The sequence below is a fragment of the Roseibium sp. ROS1 genome (assembly GCF_054658215.1).
Genome location: NZ_BAAGIG010000005.1, coordinates 223,288 through 240,906, shown reverse-complemented (window position 1 = coordinate 240,906; position 17,619 = coordinate 223,288). Strand labels below are relative to the sequence as shown.

Below are 17,619 nucleotides of genomic sequence, written 5' to 3'. Positions count from 1 at the left end.
CGCAGAGCCATCAAGCCGGGCCGTATCAAGCGTTACTTCCGCTGCAGTTTTGTTGTGTCCCCTTCCATTCGTCCGCGTAATTCTGGCTTGACGTCTTAAAGGGAACGCTTCAGCGGATAATTGACCGATAGATTTACTATGTACCTTGCCCATGTCACCCCACCATATTCAATTGGAAGCGAATTTTATTCTTGTATGAATTATCTATAGCTATGGATTTACAGGACGTATTACGCTGAAGGTGGATTTCGCTTGCCCGTGATGAGCTGTAAAAAGAATATCCACCGAGAAATACACTGTAAAAAATATAGCGTTGCCACCAACCGTATGGTTGGCATTCCTTATCAATCAGGAAGCAACTACTTTTGGGATCTTCTTGTGTTGCCTAAGCTTTGTTGTTTTCTAAATTGAAATAGAACCTTCCGTGTTAATGTCGTTTTCCTTTAGGAAACTTTCCAAAATCAAATTGCAATAGCTGCCATTCCAAACGTGGTCTTGCGCATTTTTCTACGAGCACTCTCCATGCTCGCAGATCGGACGATGCCACTTCCCTCACCGTGCTGTCAGGTTGCCCAACCCACTACCTGAACTTGCCGCACTGGAGCGAAGAAAAAAATGATAATTAACCATCCGCCCTATATTAACAAATAATACACCATTAACGCTACGCAGGGAAAGCTTTGAATGTCGAAAGTTTTTCCGAGAGGCCTGAGACCTTTTAATCGCAAAGTTCGTCAACGCGATTAATCTTCAAGAAGGCAATAATCTTTAGTTTGACAATGCGAAGCTTGCAGTAATTCAAGAATAATTCTTGATGTGAATTGGGTGAAGAAAATAATTTACATTAGATATCGCAATACCTAGGTCAATTTATCGAGACGCTAGACTTTGTCAGGTTTGTGAAACAAGACACGTACTGAATAGTCAGGTTTCAGAGTGTTCCGGAAAATGTATTCGCAACTCGTTCGTCGAATACAGACAAAGTGGGAAGGCCCTGTTTTTATCGAAACGTCACAGCAGCCAGCTGACACTCCGTTCGGCACGAAATTGCATCCAAGGTTTGCGTTTCAAGCTGTCGGACATGCCTTCAGAGTGGACACAAGAAGAAGCCTCCGAGGTATTGCCTTTTTGAATTCTTCGAAATGAGAAGACCTCTTGGGGGCACCCTTCAGGCGTTTCTTGTTCCAGCGCATCGGATCTTGCGTGGCGTTATGAGCGCGAAGAGTTTGTATTGGCGGAGGCGGACATGGACGTTGACAAGGAGAGAAATTAATATATGCATAGGCTATGCAATTATTGGACGCCAACAAACTGGGTGCCCTCGGCACTTTGATCCGCGACCGGACAGATGCGGCGCTGGGACCATTGTCGCCAAGCGCCGCGGCCGTTCTGTCGATGCTTCACTTCAAGCCCGGGTTGACGACGAGTGAAATCGCAACGGTCGTCGGCGTCAGTCAACCGACTGCCGTCAGGTTGATAGACGGGCTGGAACGACAGGCGTTGATCAAGCGCGGCGAGCAGGTAGGGCGCGTCACCCCGCTCAGCCTGACAAAGGCGGGGCACGATGAGGCCGAAGCGTTGCAGTTGCGCCGGCTGGCCGCTTTGGACGGTTTGCTTGGCGCCTTGCCCGAGACAGACCGGAACCGGTTCGTTTTGCTGCTGGACAAGGTTCTTGAAGAGGCGACGACATCGCGATCCTTTGCCAGAACAACTTGCCGGCTGTGCGAGCATAACCTGTGCAGCGCCGATGTTTGCCCGATTGGCTGCAAGGCAAGCGAAATCGAGAAAGCGCAGGAGCGGCTATGAGCACGTCTGAAGGAAACGTCTCACCTTTCATCGATCCGGATGCATGGGTTGCGCCCGACGCAACGGTTGCGGGCGATGTCAGAATCTGTGCGGGCAGCAGGATCATGAATGGTGCCCGGCTGGTGGCGGAAGGCGGCGGCACAATCCGTATCGGCCGAAACTGTATCGTGCTCGAAAACGCCGTGATCCGCGCAACGTCCCGTCACGATTGCAAAATCGGAGATCATTGTCTGATCGGCCCGAACACTCATGTTGTCGGCGCGGAAATCGAGGATGAAGTCTTCATCGCAACCGGAGCTGCCGTTTTCCATGGCGCGCAGGTGGGGCACGGGTCGGAGGTTCGCGTCAACGGCACGGTTCACCTTCGCACGCGGCTGGAACCCGGATCGACCGTTCCGATTGGATGGGTCGCTGTCGGTGAACCGGCCCGGATCCTGTCGGCAGACCAGCATGAAGCCATCTGGACGATCCAGAAGCCGCTCGACTTTCCGGGGTTTGTCTATGGCGTCGACAGAAACGCTCCCGACGTGATGAAAACCATCACCCAACGGCTTTCGGAAAGCCTGGGGGAACGTCAGGTAACCGCGGCCGGTGCACCAAGTGTGCCGGGCTTTTGAGCCCAGGAATTACTGATGGGTAGGCCACGACCGGACCGCGCCTGAGTTAACGGCGCGAGCCCGGTGTGCCCGTTGCAATCCGCTTATTGAAACGTCTTCAGGTAGGCGATGACGTTCTCAATTTCCTCGTCCTTGCGCAGCCCGGCGAAGGACATCTTTGTCTTGGGGACGACTTCCTTTGGCTTGTGCAGATAGGCCGTCAGGGTTTCTTCGTCCCAGACCAGTCCGCCGTCAGCCTTTTCGGTCATGCTGGCGGAATATTTATAGCCTTCGACCTGGCCTGCAGGCGCGCCGACAATCCCGTTCAGCGCCGGGCCAACCTTGTTCTTGGCACCGTCGCCGACAGCATGGCAGGCCTGGCATTTCTTGAAGATCTTTTCGCCGGCAGCAGCGTCGCCGTCAGCCCAGGCAGGAGCCGCCGCGAAGAGACCCGCTAGCGTGACAAGGCAGGTGAGTGTCTTTCTCATGATGTTTCCTTTCCTGTTGCCGGCACATTGCCGACGATACGGCCGGCGGACGGCCGCGGTGGGTTTTCGTGGTGGCCGGGCAAACCATGTTTGCCCGGCCTGACCGGTCCGTCCCCAGGCCTCATTGTCGGACGGACGAGGTCATGGTGAGGGTGCGACGCCAGAAAGCCGGTGATTGCCTTTCACATCCTTGACATCCGTCAAGCGAGCCCCCGGCTATTCGGCGGCAACGGGCTGTCTTGCCAGCTGGCATTGCGACCAAAGCGAGTGAAGTGCGCAGACCAGCCGGTCGACATCCCCGGATGTATGAACCGGCGACGGGGTAATCCGAAGCCTCTCGGTTCCCTTTGGAACGGTCGGGTAGTTGATCGGCTGGATGTAGATGCCGAAATCCTCCAGGAGCGTGTCCGACAGGAATTTGCACTTGGCCGGATTGCCGACGATTACCGGTATGATGTGGCTGGGATTGTCGACATGTGGAATGCCGAGCGTATCGAGACGCCGCCGAACCTTCGCGACGATGGCCTTGTGGGCCTCCCGTTCCACCGAACTTTCCTTCAAATGCCTGATGGACGCCGCTGCCGCTGCCGCGATCGCGGGGGGAAGGGCTGTGGTGAAGATGAAGCCGCTGGCAAAACTGCGCACGAAATCGCAAAGTTCGGCAGAAGCTGCGATATATCCTCCGACAACGCCGAAGGCCTTGCCAAGGGTGCCTTCGATGACGGTCAGGCGGTCCATCACGCCTTCCTGCTCTGCGATACCGCCACCGCGCGGCCCATAAAGGCCGACGGCATGGACCTCGTCCAGGTAGGTCATGGCGCCAAATCGGTCTGCAAGATCGCAGATCTGTGAAATCGGCGCGATATCCCCATCCATGGAGTAGACGCTCTCAAAGGCGATCAGCTTCGGCTTTGCCGGGTCGGCAGCCCGCAATTTGGCTTCCAGGTCTTCCAGGTCGTTGTGTTTCCAGATCACCTTTTCGGCGCGCGAGTGGCGTATTCCCTCGATCATCGAGGCGTGGTTCAGACTGTCGGAAAAAACGATGCAGTCGGGGATCTGCGAGGCGAGCGTACCGAGCGCCGCCCAGTTGGAGACGTAACCGGATGTAAACACCAGGGCGGCTTCCTTGCCATGCAGATCGGCGAGTTCGGCTTCCAGCAGCACGTGATCGTGTGTCGTGCCGGAAATGTTTCTGGTTCCGCCTGCCCCGGCTCCGCAGCGGTCGACTGCCTCGTGCAGGGCTGCCAGAACCTTCGGGTGCTGCCCCATGCCGAGGTAATCGTTCGAGCACCAGATGGCGACATCTTTGGTGCTCTCTCCGCTGGTCCACTTCGCTTCCGGAAAATTGCCGCGTTTACGCTGAAGGTCGATGAAGACGCGGTAGTTTCCGTCATGCTTCAGATCTGCAAGACGGCTTTTGAAAAAGGCTTGATAGTCCATGACGTCCCCGCTTTCTCAAGTGTCCGGTAGACGCTAGTTGCGGGGCGGGGCAGGCTGAATGACAATAGTCAAGAAAGGCAAGAATCCCTCGATGGTCCGCGCTTGCTATTGTGCAAAGTCACCAGGTCGGGCTAGACGTTCTTGCATATCACTTGCCCAGGACCTTCATCGATGCCAACCGACCGCCAGCGGAAAATTGCCCAGAACTCCCTGCTTCTGAAAAGCTTCCCGCAGGAGATCCGAGACATGGTGCTCGGCATGTCGAGCTGGCGGACATATGACCGCGGTGAGACGTTGTTCCTGCATGGCGAGACAGCCCAGGCAATCCACATCGTCATGGACGGCTGGGTCAAGCTTTACCGGATCGCACCCAATGGGGGCGAAGCGGTGGTGAATGTCTTTGCCAAGGGCGAAAGCTTCGGTGAAGCGGTTGCTTTCCGCGGGCTTGCCTATCCGGTTTCGGCGGAAGCGGTAACGGCCTGCGAAGTGATGCGCATACCCAGCACGGCCATCCTGGAAGCCATGCGCAAGGACCCGGACATTGCCGTGTCCGTTGTGGCGTCGACCTTCATTCACCTGCATTCCCTCGTTTCGCAGCTGGAGCAGTTGAAGGCGCAAACCGGACCGCAACGGGTTGCCGAGTTCTTGCTGGAATTGTGCGAGCAGGAAAGCGGCAGCTGCGAGGTAACCCTGCCTTACGACAAGTTCCTGATCGCCGGCCGTCTCGGCATGAAGCCGGAAAGCCTGTCGCGGTCTTTTGCGCGGTTGAAATCTGCGGGGGTCCGCATCAATCGAAATCATGCGGAAATCAAGGATATCGAACGGCTTCGGGCCTTCTCCGAAGAAGATCCGGTGGATGCCTGGACCAAGGGGTGACCATGATGAAACTGGACATTGCCCTGACGGCCATCGACACCGCGAACGCTGCCGACCCCAACCAGGAAGACGGCAAGCCCGCGGCTCTTCTATATGGGCAACGGATGAGCGAAGAGCTGGACCGGCTCTACCCGGATGCGGCCGATCCGTTGAAGGTCGCGGCCAGGGGGCAGCATATCGAACGCTGGATCACTCCGCGCCAGTCCTACCCCGAAGGCAAGGCCGGTTACCACGCCTGGCGCCGGGATCAGGCCCGTCATCACGCGGACCGGGTCGGTGAAATCATGGCAGGCGCGGGCTATTCACCGGAGGAGATCGAGGCGGCGGCGAAGATGCTGCGCAAGGAAGGTCTCAAGCGGGACGCGGACGTGCAGGCGCTGGAAAACGTGATCTGTTTTGTGTTCCTGAAATGGTATTTCGCGCCATTTGCCGCCAAGCACGAGGACGGCAAGGTGCTCGATATCGTGCAGAAAACGGCACGGAAGATGTCGGAGGACGGACGGGCCCGGGTGCTTGCCGAATTCGATCTTCCAAAGCAGCTTGCCGAAGCGTTCAGGGACTGAGCCCCGGTGCCACGTAAAGCACCAGCAACAGCAGGCAAAAGAACCCGATCACCCAGCTGAAGCCTGACAGCCAGGCAGGCGCCTGCCACAACCCGAGATATCGGGACAGGATGATCCGTGCCTTGATGAAGGCCAGCAGCAACAGCAGTCCGCCGAAAAGAGCCGGACTGAAACGACCGGTTCCGCCTGTAGTCACCAGAACGGTAGCGGCCGACAGGCCCAATAGCGCAATCCACGCCAGCGTGACGGAGGGAAGGGTCATCGTTCGCTATCCCAGGACATAGATCACCGGAAACAGCAGAACCCAGATGAGATCGACCATATGCCAGAAGGCGGTGCCTGTTTCGATGGTACGTGGTTCGTCTTTCCAGGCAACCAGACCCAGCACAACGATACCGGCAAGCACATGAGCCGCGTGAAATCCGGTGAGCAGGTAGTAGAAGGTGAAGAAGGGGTGGGTCTCTGTGGAGATCCCTTGTTCTATCTTGACCGCATATTCCTGTATCTTGATGGCGAGGAACAAGCCGCCGAGGGCCATGGCACCAATCAGGTGCAAACGCGCCGCGGTGCGTTTCATCGCAAGCCGAAGCTCCAGGCTTCTGGCCGCCAGAAAACCACTGGTGATCAGAACGATCGTATTGATGCCCGCAAGCGCCGGGTCGAGATGAGCTCTTGCGGCAGCAAATCCTGCCGGATCGGATATTCGCACGCTCATGAAGGCGGCAAGACCGGCACCGAACACCAGCAGTTCACTGACGATGAGCACCCACATCATCAGTTCCCCGGGCAACTCGTCGAGGATGCCGGCGTCGCCGTCTTGATCCGGCTTCGGTGACGGAGCGTGCATCAGCGGCTCTAGCCTCCGACAATCTGGCGGTAGATCTGCGGCAAGGCCTGTGTCAGCCGATCGGGATGCGGGATAACGGCAAAGCCGCCTTGACCAAACAACCGCGGAAACCAGGACTTGGCCGACTTGTCGATGGTGACGCCAAAGACGGATTGGCCTGCCCGCCGGGCTTCCCGAACTGCCATCCTGGTGTCTTCGATGCCGTGCCGCCCCTCGTAGTGATCGAGATCGTTCGGCTTGCCGTCCGTGATCACCAGAAGAAGCTTGCGCTTGCGCGACTGCGCTGCCAGATCGGCGGATACATGACGAATGGCTGCCCCGAGACGGGTGTAGAAGCCGGGACGCAGCGTTCCGATCCTCTGTTCGACAAGGGCACTCATCGGTTCATGGAACCCCTTGCAGGACTGCAGGTACACCCGCTGCCGTTTCAGGGATGAAAACGCAGTGATGGCGAAATCATCGCCGCAGGCGTTCAGACCCAAGGCCAAAGCTGTCAGGGCTTCCCGTTCGATATCGATCACGGCGCGTCCGGTGACGGCGCTCTCGGTCGAGCGGGAAACGTCGAGCAGGATGGAAACCGCGAGATCACGCGCTTCCGGACGGGTCTGCAGCCAGATTCGTTCCGAGCCGGTGCCGCCTGCAATCCGTTCGGCTTCAGAGCGCACGGCTGCATCAAGATCCAGTCCGTCGCCTTCCAGGTGTCCACGTGTTGTCACCCGGCCCGGGCGGAGGGCCTCGAACTGCTTCTTCACCGAGCGGATGCGCCGTTTGGCCTTCTCATCCATACCGGCAGATCCCTTTTCAGGATCCGCTTCCGCGGTGCTGGTCAGAACGCAGACGTGGTCTGCCAGATAGCGGCCGCTGCGCGTGTCCCATTCCGGGTAGAGATGCCGTCCGGACAGTCTTTCGCGGTCGACATCCTCCGGGGCGAGATCAAGATGCAGCTTCAGACGTGTTGCCGGTGCCTTGGAGATTTGCCCAAGGCCGATCTCGTCCTGATCGTCTGCCGCTTTCTTGGCGCTGTCGTGGTCGTCGTCATCGACACGCCGATTGAGATTGAGAAACTCCGCCCAACTCAGAATGGCTTCAAACTTGTGGAGGATCAGGCTGTCCTTGCGTTCCGCCTGATCTGCCTTGCGTCTGCGGGCGCGCACGGTCTTGCCGGTCGCTTCCTCGGGTGGGCCGTCTGTCTCGCGGCTGTCGACTTCGTCTCCCGCTGAAAACACGACCTCTCTGAGATCCGGCCAAAGCGGCACAGGCCGGAAAGGGCGGTACCCGCGCGGGGCAGTTATTTCCTCGAACGAATTCCGGTCAACCCGCTCCTGAAGTACCAGGACATCGCGGGGAGGAAGTGCGGGGTCTCCCAGCATTTGACGCACAAGCCTGTCGACCCTTGCTTCCATGTCCGGCAGCGGGGCCTGAGGTCTTGCTGCCAGCACCTGCTGGCAGAGTGCGCTGTAAAGATCCCGCAAGCCGGGAGCGTGTTCGAGCGTGTCCCGCACCATCGCGGAAATCGCCCTGAGCGCTTGAAGATCGGCGCGGAGCGGATCCGTTTCGGCGATATGGGTTGGTGCATGGGCCGCAAGGGCCGTCAGCCAGACATAGAGTGCTGCATTTGCCTCCCGCAGCGGGAACACCGCAAGGCTGGCCGGCAATCTCAGGATTTCGCCGTCGAAGCTGGTCCGTGTCACGGTTTCGGCTTCCGTGCCGAGCCGCCTCAGAAATCCGAGGCGATGGCGGGAAACTTCCTGGGCGACCGGGCGGAGCTCGACACTGTGAGCTCCGCCCAATCCCCGGAAAAGGACAGCAAGCCGCCCGCCGACCTCATCGAGGCCGACCGCGGCTCCATGATGCACCTCGGGTGCATCCAGGCGGCTTGCAAACGCGTGCCACAGTTTCCCGACAGTTTCCTCGGGTTCCCATGGCTCGATGTCGATCTTGCCCATCGGTCTGGCCTCACCCAAACACGGCCGTGACAAGATCAAGGAGCCCGCGTTTCACGTCTTCATCGTCGGTCAGCGGTTCGATCATTGCAGCTTCGATCGCCCGTCCGACAGGCATGCCCTGGGCAATCAGCGTTGCCGCATAGACGACCAGACGGGTCGACACGCCTTCTTCGAGATCCTGGCCTTTCAGCGCCCTGAGTTTCCCGGCCAGGCGCACCAGCGAGGCGGTCTGGTCGCGATCGAGGCCGCTTTCCTCGCAAACCACTTCGGTTTCCAGATCCGCCGGCGGGAAATCGAATTCAAGCGACAGGAAACGCTGGCGGGTGGATGGTTTCAGGGTTTTCAGGATGTTCTGGTAACCGGGGTTGTAGGAGGCGACGAGCATGAAGCCGGGTGAGGCCATCAGCTCTTCGCCGGTTCTGTCGATCGGCAGGGTCCTGCGATCATCCGTGAGGGGATGCAGCACGACCGTCACATCCTTGCGCGCCTCCACAACCTCGTCGAGATAGCAGATAGCGCCTTCCCTGACGGCCCGTGTCAGCGGTCCGTCCACCCAGACGGTCTCGCCACCCTTGAGAAGATACCGGCCGATCAGATCGGCGGCGGCAAGGTCGTCATGACAGGCGACCGTATAAAGCTTGCGGCCGAGCCTTGCCGCCATATGGGCGACGAACCGGGTCTTGCCGCAGCCGGTCGGTCCTTTCAGCAGAACCGGCAGGCCGTTCCGGTGCGCGGCTTCGAAGACATCGCATTCGTCGCCTTGCGAGAGGTAGAAGGGGGCAGGTGCCGCCCCCCTTTCCATGGAGACTGTTGCGTCCATATCCGTCACTCCGCCGGGGCGCCGGCTGCTTCACCCGGCTGGATGACTTCGCGGCGTGGCACAGCAACTGCGTAGATGAACAGGATGGCGCCGAGGACGAAGGCAGCACCGGCCCCGAAGCGCATCCAGTAGAACACGGCCAGCTGGTCCTGAACGTCCATGTAGTATTCGCCCATGACACGCTGCAGGTGAGTTTGCACCGTTCCGGCGAACGTCAGCACGAAGGTCATGAAGGACATGCCACCGGCCATCAGCCAGAAGGATGCCATGTTGAGCACCTGGTTGTAGGGATCCCGGCCGCGCAGAAGCGGCATGGCGTAGGTGATGATCGCCAGGTTCAGGGAAACATAGGCACCGAAGAAGGCCAGGTGTCCGTGGGCAGCGGTGATCTGCGTGCCGTGGGTGTAGTAGTTCACGCCATGCAGGGTATGCAGGAAGCCCCAGACACCGGCACCGAAGAAGGCGAGCGTTGCGCAACCGAGCGACCACAGCAGCGCGGCCTTGTTGGGGTGGTCCCGCCGGCCTTTCCACACCATCACGAAGGCAAAGGCCATCATGGCAAAGAAGGGGATCACCTCCAGCGAGGAGAAGATCGAGCCGATCCACTGCCAGTATCCGGGTGTCCCGATCCAGTAGTAATGGTGGCCGGTGCCCAGGATGCCGGAGAACAGTGCGGCGGCAACGATGACGTAGAGCCATTTTTCGATGACTTCGCGGTCGACGCCGGTCAGCTTCAGCATCAGGTAGGCGAGGACCGAGGCCATGATCAGTTCCCAGACACCTTCGACCCACAGGTGTACGACGTTCCACCAGTACTGCTTGTCGAGCGAGAGGTTGCTTGGATTGTAGAAGCTGAACAGGAACAGGAGCGCCAAGCCCCACAGGCCCAGAAGCAGGATGTTGGTGATCGCGGTTTTCTTGCCCTTCAGCACTGTCATGGTGATGTTGAACAGGAAGATGAGGGCGGCAACAACGATGCCCACCTTGACCCATTTGGGCTGTTCGATGAACTCGCGGCCTTCCTTGCCCAGCAGCCAGTTGCCTTCAAACAGGTTGAAGACATAGGTGAGAACCACACCTAATGTGCCGACCACCAGAATGATGAGCTGCAGATAGGCGAGCTTGGTGGAATGGATTTCCCGTTCCGCTTCTTCCGGGATCAGGAAGTAGGCGGAGCCCATGAAGCCGAGCAGCAGCCAGACGATCAGGCTGTTTGTGTGCAGCATCCGCACGATGTTGAAGGGAAGCAGCTCCGACAGAAAGTTCGGCGCCACATAGATGTAGCCCGCGAGCAACCCGCCCAGAACCTGGACGGCGAACAGGCCGAGCGCCACGGCGAAATACGCCAGCGCAACCTTTTGAGATTGGTATTTCATCTTGGGTTTCCTCAGCGTTCAAAATCAGCCGGCGTCGTTCGGCGGCCAGTCCTGGGCGTCGATCTTGTCTGTCCAGATCAGGAAGTTCGAGAGATCGCGGATCTCTTCGTCCGTCAGGTGGAACTGCGGCATCTGTCGGCGGCCTTCGATGCCGGAAGGCTGGGATTCCATCCAGCCCTTGAGGGTCTCGAATGCCAGGTCAGGATCGTCCAGCACGCCCCAACGGGTCATCACGTTGCCGACTTCGGGGGCGAAATACGCACCCTCGCCGAGGATCGTGTGACAGTTGATGCAGGCCTTGTCCTCCCAGACCCGTTTGCCTGCGGCAACGCTTTCGGTCAGCGTTTCCGCATTCGTCGATGTGCTGGTGATGTAAAGGTGGCTGTGCGCCGACAGCCCCACAAAGATGATGATGAAAAAAAGCGACCCGCCATAGAATATGTTTCGGGCCATGCTTTTGGTCATGACTTCGCGCATAGCGCGCTCCTTTCCCCGGAGTTGATCCTGCCGGGAGGGTGCCAGCGCGCAGCCGCATTTCCTTAACCAAAGTCAAGTGGACCGGAAAGCGGTGCCGAAGACAGTGAAATTCGTTGCAATGGGATCGACGCGTTCGCCGATGGTGCCGTGAAGTGCATGCTCCCCTGCGACAATTGTGTCGTTTTGCAGGCGGTGAACTCGTAATTGTATCAATAAAAACAAACGCCTAGGAAACTCGTGTCTTGCCGGTTTTCCCGACGGACATGGCTGAACAAACCTGCCTGAAAATTTCAAGTTAACGAAAGTCAAGGAAGCAGACCCTGCCTGCGCGCACCGTCCGATTGCCTCACCAGTCGAACGGAGACTAATCATGATCTCGACACGAGCCATTCGGAGAAATGCGCTGCTGATGAGTGTGGCTTTCACACTCGGATTGTCGGCAGTTGGCGTTTCTGCCCAAGACAAGCCGGCGGACCACGGCAGTGGTCCTTCAGCTGCCTATGAGCCTAGCATGTCAACTCTCGGCCAGCTGAAGGTCGAGATTCCGGGGCGCAAGGAAGGCGATCCCGTGATGACGCCTGAAGAATATCAAAATGCAAACCAGATCTATTTCGAACGCTGCGCCGGTTGCCACGGCGTGCTGCGCAAGGGCGCGACCGGCAAGCCGCTGACCACGGATATCACCCGGGAAAACGGCTACGAATATCTGCGCGACTTCATCACCTACGGATCGCCCGCCGGCATGCCGAACTGGGGGACCTCGGGTGAATTGACCGAGGAACAGGTCGACATGATGGCGCGCTACATCCTGCTGGAACCGGCGTCACCGCCAGAGTTCGGCATGGACGAAATGCGCAAGAGCTGGAAGGTGCTGGTTGCACCGGAAGACCGTCCGAAAGAAAAGTTGAACGATATCGACATCGACAACCTCTTCTCGGTCACCCTGCGCGACAGCGGCCAGGTCGCCCTTATCGACGGTGAAACCTATGCCATCCATGCGGTGATCAACACCGGTTACGCGGTTCACATTTCGCGTATTTCCGCCTCAGGCCGCTATCTTTACGTGATCGGGCGCGATGCGCTTGTGAACATGATCGACCTTTGGATGGAAGAACCGGCAACAGTGGCGCAGATCAAGGTCGGCACCGAAGCCCGCTCCATCGAAACATCGAAGATGAAGGGTTGGGAAGACAAGTATGCGATCGCCGGCTCCTACTGGCCGCCGCAATATGTGATCATGGACGGCGACACGCTGGAGCCGCTCAAGATCAAGTCGACCCGTGGCATGGTCTACGACGACCAGACCTATCATCCCGAGCCGCGCGTCGCCTCCATCGTGGCATCGCACTACAACCCGGAATTCATCGTCAACGTGAAGGAAACCGGCAAGATCCTGCTGGTCGACTACTCGGACATCAAGAACCTGAAGACGACCGAGATCGAAGCCGAACGCTTCCTCCACGACGGCGGGTTCGACAGCACCAAGCGTTACTTCCTCGTGGCTGCCAATGCCCGCGGCAAGGTCGCGGTCGTCGACACCAAGGAAGGCAAGCTGACGGCCCTACTTGAAACGGGCGGTCAGACACCTCATCCGGGGCGTGGTGCCAACCTGATCCACCCGACCTACGGTCCTGTCTGGGTCACTTCGCACCTCGGTGATGAAACCGTCGCCCTGATCGGGACGGATCCGGAAGGCCATCCGGACAGTGCCTGGAAGGTCGTGCAGACTCTCTATGGTCTCGGTGGGGGCTCGCTCTTCGTCAAGTCCCATCCGAAGTCGAACCATCTCTACGTGGATGCACCCTTGAACCCGGACGCGGAAGTCTCGGGCGCGATCGCTGTGTTCAACGTCGACGACCTGACCCAGGAAGAACCTGAATACAAGGTTCTGCCGATTGTCGAATGGGCGGATGTCGGCGAGGGCCAGCCGCGTGTCGTTCAGGGCGAATTCGACCAGGCGGGCGAGGAAATCTGGTTCTCCGTCTGGAACGCCAAGGACAAGGAAAGCGCGATCGTCGTCGTTGACGACAAGACGCTCGAGCTGAAGCACGTCATCAAGGACGAACGGCTGATCACTCCGACCGGCAAGTTCAACGTCTTCAACACGCGCGCCGACGTCTACTGACGTCCCGCCGGGAGAGGCGGAATTCCGCCTCTCCCGTTTCTTTCTTCCATGCCGCCTGCAGGAGCAAACGATGAAACAGCCAGGGAAGGTCTATCTGATCGGTGCGGGACCCGGAGACCCGGAGCTTCTGACGCTCAAGGCCCTGCGAATGCTCCAGGAAGCGGATGCGGTCGTTTTCGATCGTCTGGTTTCACCTGAAATCCTGTCGTTGGCTCCGTCCGGTGCCCTGCAGGTGCCTGTTGGAAAATCGCCCGACAATCATCCCGTTCCTCAGGAGAGGATCAACGAGATCCTTGAAGAACTGGCGCTGGAAGGCTTGACCGTCGCCCGCCTGAAAGGCGGCGATCCGCTGATCTTCGGTCGCGGTTCGGAAGAAGCCGAACATCTTTTGTCACGCGGCATCTCGGTCGAATATGCGCCCGGCATTACCGCTGCCCAGGGGGCTGCCTGCGTAACAGGTGTGCCGCTCACCCATCGTGGTCTGGCAACTGGCGTCCGCTATGTGACCGGACACCGGCAGGCAAACGGCGTTCTCGACCTCGATTGGAAAAGTCTCGCCTGCGAGGACACCACGCTGGTCGTCTACATGGGGGTTGCCAACATCGGGCAGATTGCCCTGCGCCTGATTGCCGAAGGACTGAGCGGGACAACCCCTGTACTTGCCATCGCAAACGCGACGACACCGCGTGAAACCAGGCTCTATTCCGAACTCGACAGGATCGCGATCGATATCCGCGACGCCAGGTTCAAGGCGCCGGTGCTGTTTGTTGTCGGCAAGGTCGTGACCCTGAGTGCCGAATGGCCGGCAACAACCTTTGACGCCATGCTCAGTACCGTGGACAGCGGCGCAGCCGGAAGGCTGGTCCATGCTTAAGACGCTGCTCACCATTGCCTTCTGTCTTCTGGCCATCACAAGCCTCGCGCTTGCCGAGGAACAGGAAACGCCTGCGGCATTGGTCAACCTGGTGCGACAGGACTGCGGCTCGTGTCACGGCATGACACTGAAAGGTGGCCTTGGACCGGACATCCGGCCGGATGCACTTGGCCATTACGACATCGACACCCTGTCCACGGTGGTTCTGGACGGCATCCCGAAAACGGCAATGCCTCCCTGGCGTCCGATCCTGAGCGAGGCCGACGCGAGAAAAATTGCCGAATATCTTTTGAAGGGAGACACGAAATGAAGTGGCTATGTGGAGCCGTTCTGGCAGCCATGTTGACCGGCACTGTCCAGGCGCAGTCGGTCGTTGCCACCGGCGATCTCGGTCTTGTGGTTGAACGGGCGAGCGGGTCTCTGTTGCTGGTCGATCAGTCCGACCGTGCCTCCCTGGCACGGATAGAAGGGCTTGGCGACCTTTCCCATGCAAGCCTGGTCTATTCACCGGACGAACGTTTCGCCTATGTCTTCGGCCGCGATGGCGGCCTTTCCAAGGTCGATCTTGTCGAGAAACGGATAGCCAAGCGGGTGATTCAATCCGGAAACGCCATCGGCGGGGCCATCTCGGACGACGGCTCACTGGTCGCGGTTTCCAACTATGAGCCTGGCGGTGTGCGTATCTTCGACGCTCAGACGCTGGAGATGGTTGCAGATATTCCGACCGGGTCGAAGACAATCGGTCTTGTCGATGCGCCCGGCAAACGCTTTGTCTTCACTTTGTGGGATGCAGGCGAAACCTGGATCGCGGACCTCAATTCGGAGGAACCGAAGATCACCAGGATTACCGGCATGGGCACCAACCCCTATGATGCTCTGATCACCGGTGACGGCCGTCTCTACATCACAGGCCTGTTTGGCGAAGACGGATTGACCGCGCTCGACCTGTGGCAGGAAAATCCCGAACCAATTCGCGTTTTGCCCGGATATGGCCGCGGGGAAGCGGAGCTACCGGTCTACAAGATGCCCCATCTGGAAGGTTGGGCACGCGCGGGCCAGGAGTTTGTCCTGCCTGCCGTCGGGCACCACGAGGTTCTGTGGGTCGATGGTGAAACGCTCGCCGAAACCGGACGCACCAGTACCCATGGTCAACCGGTCTTTGCCATGGCGAGACCCGATGGCCGCCAGGTCTGGGTAAACTTCGCACATCCGCTCAATGACACCATCCAGGTGATCGATACGGTCACAAAGCAGGTCGTTCACGAATTCAAACCCGGCCCTGCCGTACTGCACATGGAATTCACGCCACGCGGTAACGAGGTCTGGGTTTCCGTGCGCGATGCCGGCAAGGTCATGATTTACAACACCCGGACCTTCGAGAAGACAGGCGAAATCGACGCCGAAAGCCCATCCGGCATCTTCTTTACAGTCCGGGCACACAGGACGGGGTTGTGAGCCATGACAAGCCTCATCGATCCCATTGACCTGACCCTGCTCGACAACTGGCAACGGGACTTCCCGTTGGTGCCGAGACCTTTCGAGATCATTGCAGCGGGAACGAACTGCTCCGAAGGTGACGTTATCGGGCGGCTGCAGGATATGGCTGCGACCGGCCGGATCACGCGTGTTGGTGCCACCTGTGCACCCAACACGGTTTCGGCAAGCACATTGGCGGCCATGTCGGTGCCACACGATCGCATCGAGGCCGTTGCCGGGATCGTCGGTGCTCAGCCGGGCATAAATCATTCCTACCTACGGGAGAATTACCGGAACCTCTGGTTCGTTGCCACAGGCCCGGACCGGGAGCATGTCAACGGGGTTCTGGACACCATTCGAGACCAGACTCAGCTTGCCGTACTGGATCTCCCGATCATCCGTCCGTTCAATATAGACCTAGGCTTCAGCTTGAACGGCGGCCTGGGCCGGCCACCAGTGCCCCGGCCGGTCCGGTTGGAGCGACTGCAGGAGGGAGACGATGACCTCCTGCAGGCTCTGACCACAGGACTACCGATCATACAGCGTCCCTACCTGCGTATCGCAGAACACCTCGGCCGAACGGAAGAGGACGTTCTGGAACAGATTGGAAGGTTGCTTGACGCCGGTATCATTTCCCGCTTCGGCGTGATTGTACGTCATCGCGCCCTTGGTTGGCGCGCGAACGCCATGGTTGTCTGGGATATCGAACCGGAAAGGATCGCCTCGGCGGGCCCGGCGCTTGCTGCGCATCCGGGGGTGACCCTGTGTTACGAACGCAGGCCCGTGGCAGGCGTGTGGCCCTATCGGCTTTACTGCATGATTCACGGCCGGAGCCGGTCGCAGGCACTGGATGTTCTCATTCAGGCATCGCGCTTGCCGGAAGTGGGGGGCGTCAGACACGACGTTCTCTTTTCCACCCGTTGCTTCAAGCAGACCGGGGCGCTGATCTCTCGTCAGGGAGTTGCGGCATGACCCGGAAACTGTCTCCTCTTGAGCGGACCTTGATCAATCGTCTGCAGGACGATCTGCCGCTGGTTCCGCATCCCTTTCAGGAATTGGCGCAGGAACTGAGCCTGAGTGAAGAAGAGGTTGCGGGGCACATCCGGACCTTGCGCGACGACGGCCTACTGACACGGTTCGGACCCTTCTTCGATGCGGAAGCCCTTGGCGGTGCCTTTTGCCTTTGCGCCATCGCGGTACCGCCAGAGCGTTTCGAAGACGTCTTAACCAAAGTCAATGCTTACCCCGAAGTCGCCCATAACTATGAACGGGACCACAAGCTCAACATGTGGTTCGTCCTGGCAACGGAAAGTCAGGCCGCAATTTCGGCAACTGCCGAAGCAATCGAACGCGACACAGGCTTGCCGGTGCTGCTGTTTCCGAAGGAACGCGAGTTTTTCATAGGCTTTCGGGTGAACGCATGACCTTGACCCCACAGGACCGAACGATCGTCGAAGCCACACAGGCCGGATTGCCTCTGGTCACCAGACCCTTTGCCGTGGTTGCGGAAAGCCTGGGACTGAGCGAAGCGGAGCTGATCGACCGCCTGAAGCAGCTGAAGGCGCAAGGTGTCATCCGGCGTATCGGGGCCGCCCCAAATCATTACCGGCTCGGCATGACAGCCAACGGAATGACCGTCTGGGATGTCGATGACGCAGTGGTTGACAGTCTCGGTGAAAAGGTCGGCGCCCTGCCGTTCGTTACGCATTGTTACCGCCGTCCGCGGGCGCTGCCCGACTGGCCTTACAACCTCTTTGCCATGGTTCATGGAGAAACCCGCGAGGAAGTTATTGCAAAGCGGGCGGAGATTTCCAGTCTGCTGGGCAAGGCCTGCCGTGCCGGCGACATCCTGTTTTCAACGCGCATCCTGAAAAAGACCGGCATGCGCCTTCGCGGCAAGGAGGGCTGA

The 17,619-nt window shown here is 58.9% G+C and carries 19 protein-coding genes; 11 read left to right on the top strand and 8 right to left on the bottom strand.

Annotation, left to right across the window (positions count from 1 at the left end; genetic code table 11):
- The first annotated feature begins 1,287 nt into the window (after window positions 1-1,287).
- Window positions 1,288-1,806: a MarR family winged helix-turn-helix transcriptional regulator gene (locus ACYQ6M_RS27290; protein WP_460076762.1), complete on the top strand. Its 519-nt coding sequence runs from the start codon at window positions 1,288-1,290 to the stop codon at window positions 1,804-1,806.
- Entirely contained in the window at window positions 1,803-2,423 is a 621-nt protein-coding gene (locus ACYQ6M_RS27285) for a gamma carbonic anhydrase family protein (RefSeq protein WP_460076760.1), read from the top strand. The genes ACYQ6M_RS27290 and ACYQ6M_RS27285 overlap by 4 nt, the downstream gene beginning before the upstream one ends.
- Window positions 2,424-2,506: 83 nt before the next feature.
- On the opposite strand, the gene ACYQ6M_RS27280 is transcribed toward ACYQ6M_RS27285, so the two are convergent.
- A complete protein-coding gene (locus tag ACYQ6M_RS27280; protein WP_023001486.1) occupies window positions 2,507-2,890 on the bottom strand; it encodes a c-type cytochrome in 384 nt (127 codons plus the stop codon).
- Between the two features lie 216 nt (window positions 2,891-3,106).
- Window positions 3,107-4,330: a 5-aminolevulinate synthase gene (gene hemA, locus ACYQ6M_RS27275; RefSeq protein WP_460076758.1), complete on the bottom strand. Its 1,224-nt coding sequence runs from the start codon at window positions 4,328-4,330 to the stop codon at window positions 3,107-3,109.
- A gap of 171 nt (window positions 4,331-4,501) precedes the next feature.
- Between hemA and ACYQ6M_RS27270 the strand changes: the two genes are divergently transcribed.
- Window positions 4,502-5,206, top strand: a complete 705-nt coding sequence (locus tag ACYQ6M_RS27270) for a Crp/Fnr family transcriptional regulator (protein WP_023001484.1) — start codon at window positions 4,502-4,504, stop codon at window positions 5,204-5,206.
- Between the two features lie 2 nt (window positions 5,207-5,208).
- The gene (locus tag ACYQ6M_RS27265) at window positions 5,209-5,769 is read left to right on the top strand and encodes a DUF4202 domain-containing protein (protein WP_460076756.1); all 561 of its coding nucleotides are present in this window, start codon (window positions 5,209-5,211) and stop codon (window positions 5,767-5,769) included.
- On the opposite strand, the gene ACYQ6M_RS27260 is transcribed toward ACYQ6M_RS27265, so the two are convergent.
- From ACYQ6M_RS27260 to ACYQ6M_RS27235, 6 genes are read right to left on the bottom strand one after another with little or no spacing between them, the layout of a single operon-like run.
- Complete coding sequence (locus tag ACYQ6M_RS27260; RefSeq protein ID WP_460076754.1) at window positions 5,759-6,031, bottom strand: cytochrome C oxidase subunit IV family protein; 273 nt, start codon at window positions 6,029-6,031, stop codon at window positions 5,759-5,761. The two genes, ACYQ6M_RS27265 and ACYQ6M_RS27260, sit on opposite strands and share 11 nt — an antisense overlap.
- A 6-nt stretch (window positions 6,032-6,037) precedes the next feature.
- Window positions 6,038-6,616: a cytochrome c oxidase subunit 3 family protein gene (locus ACYQ6M_RS27255; RefSeq protein WP_228866720.1), complete on the bottom strand. Its 579-nt coding sequence runs from the start codon at window positions 6,614-6,616 to the stop codon at window positions 6,038-6,040.
- An 8-nt stretch (window positions 6,617-6,624) separates the two neighbouring features.
- A complete protein-coding gene (locus ACYQ6M_RS27250; RefSeq protein ID WP_460076752.1) occupies window positions 6,625-8,562 on the bottom strand; it encodes a VWA domain-containing protein in 1,938 nt (645 codons plus the stop codon).
- 10 nt (window positions 8,563-8,572) lie between these two features.
- Window positions 8,573-9,382 (bottom strand): AAA family ATPase, encoded by an 810-nt coding sequence (locus ACYQ6M_RS27245; RefSeq protein WP_460076749.1) that lies wholly within the window; start codon window positions 9,380-9,382, stop codon window positions 8,573-8,575.
- 5 nt (window positions 9,383-9,387) lie between these two features.
- On the bottom strand, window positions 9,388-10,758 hold the full coding sequence (locus tag ACYQ6M_RS27240) for a cbb3-type cytochrome c oxidase subunit I (RefSeq protein WP_023001478.1): 1,371 nt from the start codon (window positions 10,756-10,758) through the stop codon (window positions 9,388-9,390).
- Window positions 10,759-10,782: 24 nt separating this feature from the next.
- Entirely contained in the window at window positions 10,783-11,235 is a 453-nt protein-coding gene (locus ACYQ6M_RS27235) for a c-type cytochrome (RefSeq protein ID WP_023001477.1), read from the bottom strand.
- Window positions 11,236-11,605: 370 nt separating this feature from the next.
- Here ACYQ6M_RS27235 and ACYQ6M_RS27230 point away from each other — a divergent pair, with 370 nt between their 5' ends.
- The 7 genes from ACYQ6M_RS27230 to ahbB (ACYQ6M_RS27200) all read left to right on the top strand — a co-directional run bounded on the left by ACYQ6M_RS27230 (window position 11,606) and on the right by ahbB (ACYQ6M_RS27200) (window position 17,619).
- On the top strand, window positions 11,606-13,360 hold the full coding sequence (locus tag ACYQ6M_RS27230; protein WP_055660798.1) for a nitrite reductase: 1,755 nt from the start codon (window positions 11,606-11,608) through the stop codon (window positions 13,358-13,360).
- 70 nt (window positions 13,361-13,430) lie between these two features.
- Window positions 13,431-14,234 carry a uroporphyrinogen-III C-methyltransferase gene (cobA, locus tag ACYQ6M_RS27225; RefSeq protein WP_460076747.1) on the top strand — a complete coding sequence of 268 codons (804 nt, stop codon included), beginning with the start codon at window positions 13,431-13,433 and terminating at the stop codon, window positions 14,232-14,234.
- The gene (locus tag ACYQ6M_RS27220; protein ID WP_023001474.1) at window positions 14,227-14,544 is read left to right on the top strand and encodes a c-type cytochrome; all 318 of its coding nucleotides are present in this window, start codon (window positions 14,227-14,229) and stop codon (window positions 14,542-14,544) included. Before cobA ends, ACYQ6M_RS27220 begins: the two co-directional genes overlap by 8 nt.
- Window positions 14,541-15,689: a cytochrome D1 domain-containing protein gene (locus ACYQ6M_RS27215; RefSeq protein ID WP_460076745.1), complete on the top strand. Its 1,149-nt coding sequence runs from the start codon at window positions 14,541-14,543 to the stop codon at window positions 15,687-15,689. Before ACYQ6M_RS27220 ends, ACYQ6M_RS27215 begins: the two co-directional genes overlap by 4 nt.
- A gap of 3 nt (window positions 15,690-15,692) precedes the next feature.
- Window positions 15,693-16,682: a siroheme decarboxylase subunit beta gene (gene ahbB / locus ACYQ6M_RS27210; RefSeq protein ID WP_460076743.1), complete on the top strand. Its 990-nt coding sequence runs from the start codon at window positions 15,693-15,695 to the stop codon at window positions 16,680-16,682.
- Window positions 16,679-17,134 (top strand): Lrp/AsnC family transcriptional regulator, encoded by a 456-nt coding sequence (locus tag ACYQ6M_RS27205; protein ID WP_370198358.1) that lies wholly within the window; start codon window positions 16,679-16,681, stop codon window positions 17,132-17,134. The genes ahbB (ACYQ6M_RS27210) and ACYQ6M_RS27205 overlap by 4 nt, the downstream gene beginning before the upstream one ends.
- The gene (gene ahbB / locus ACYQ6M_RS27200; protein ID WP_023001470.1) at window positions 17,131-17,619 is read left to right on the top strand and encodes a siroheme decarboxylase subunit beta; all 489 of its coding nucleotides are present in this window, start codon (window positions 17,131-17,133) and stop codon (window positions 17,617-17,619) included. The genes ACYQ6M_RS27205 and ahbB (ACYQ6M_RS27200) overlap by 4 nt, the downstream gene beginning before the upstream one ends.

What these genes read in the sequence shown, in the direction of transcription:
- ACYQ6M_RS27290 (WP_460076762.1), top strand. Translation starts at nt 1,288, where the DNA reads ATGCAATTATTGGACGCCAACAAACTGGGTGCCCTCGGCACTTTGATC.
- ACYQ6M_RS27285 (WP_460076760.1), top strand. Translation starts at nt 1,803, where the DNA reads ATGAGCACGTCTGAAGGAAACGTCTCACCTTTCATCGATCCGGATGCA.
- ACYQ6M_RS27280 (WP_023001486.1), bottom strand. Translation starts at nt 2,890, where the DNA reads ATGAGAAAGACACTCACCTGCCTTGTCACGCTAGCGGGTCTCTTCGCG.
- hemA (WP_460076758.1), bottom strand. Translation starts at nt 4,330, where the DNA reads ATGGACTATCAAGCCTTTTTCAAAAGCCGTCTTGCAGATCTGAAGCAT.
- ACYQ6M_RS27270 (WP_023001484.1), top strand. Translation starts at nt 4,502, where the DNA reads ATGCCAACCGACCGCCAGCGGAAAATTGCCCAGAACTCCCTGCTTCTG.
- ACYQ6M_RS27265 (WP_460076756.1), top strand. Translation starts at nt 5,209, where the DNA reads ATGATGAAACTGGACATTGCCCTGACGGCCATCGACACCGCGAACGCT.
- ACYQ6M_RS27260 (WP_460076754.1), bottom strand. Translation starts at nt 6,031, where the DNA reads ATGACCCTTCCCTCCGTCACGCTGGCGTGGATTGCGCTATTGGGCCTG.
- ACYQ6M_RS27255 (WP_228866720.1), bottom strand. Translation starts at nt 6,616, where the DNA reads ATGCACGCTCCGTCACCGAAGCCGGATCAAGACGGCGACGCCGGCATC.
- ACYQ6M_RS27250 (WP_460076752.1), bottom strand. Translation starts at nt 8,562, where the DNA reads ATGGGCAAGATCGACATCGAGCCATGGGAACCCGAGGAAACTGTCGGG.
- ACYQ6M_RS27245 (WP_460076749.1), bottom strand. Translation starts at nt 9,382, where the DNA reads ATGGACGCAACAGTCTCCATGGAAAGGGGGGCGGCACCTGCCCCCTTC.
- ACYQ6M_RS27240 (WP_023001478.1), bottom strand. Translation starts at nt 10,758, where the DNA reads ATGAAATACCAATCTCAAAAGGTTGCGCTGGCGTATTTCGCCGTGGCG.
- ACYQ6M_RS27235 (WP_023001477.1), bottom strand. Translation starts at nt 11,235, where the DNA reads ATGCGCGAAGTCATGACCAAAAGCATGGCCCGAAACATATTCTATGGC.
- ACYQ6M_RS27230 (WP_055660798.1), top strand. Translation starts at nt 11,606, where the DNA reads ATGATCTCGACACGAGCCATTCGGAGAAATGCGCTGCTGATGAGTGTG.
- cobA (WP_460076747.1), top strand. Translation starts at nt 13,431, where the DNA reads ATGAAACAGCCAGGGAAGGTCTATCTGATCGGTGCGGGACCCGGAGAC.
- ACYQ6M_RS27220 (WP_023001474.1), top strand. Translation starts at nt 14,227, where the DNA reads ATGCTTAAGACGCTGCTCACCATTGCCTTCTGTCTTCTGGCCATCACA.
- ACYQ6M_RS27215 (WP_460076745.1), top strand. Translation starts at nt 14,541, where the DNA reads ATGAAGTGGCTATGTGGAGCCGTTCTGGCAGCCATGTTGACCGGCACT.
- ahbB (WP_460076743.1), top strand. Translation starts at nt 15,693, where the DNA reads ATGACAAGCCTCATCGATCCCATTGACCTGACCCTGCTCGACAACTGG.
- ACYQ6M_RS27205 (WP_370198358.1), top strand. Translation starts at nt 16,679, where the DNA reads ATGACCCGGAAACTGTCTCCTCTTGAGCGGACCTTGATCAATCGTCTG.
- ahbB (WP_023001470.1), top strand. Translation starts at nt 17,131, where the DNA reads ATGACCTTGACCCCACAGGACCGAACGATCGTCGAAGCCACACAGGCC.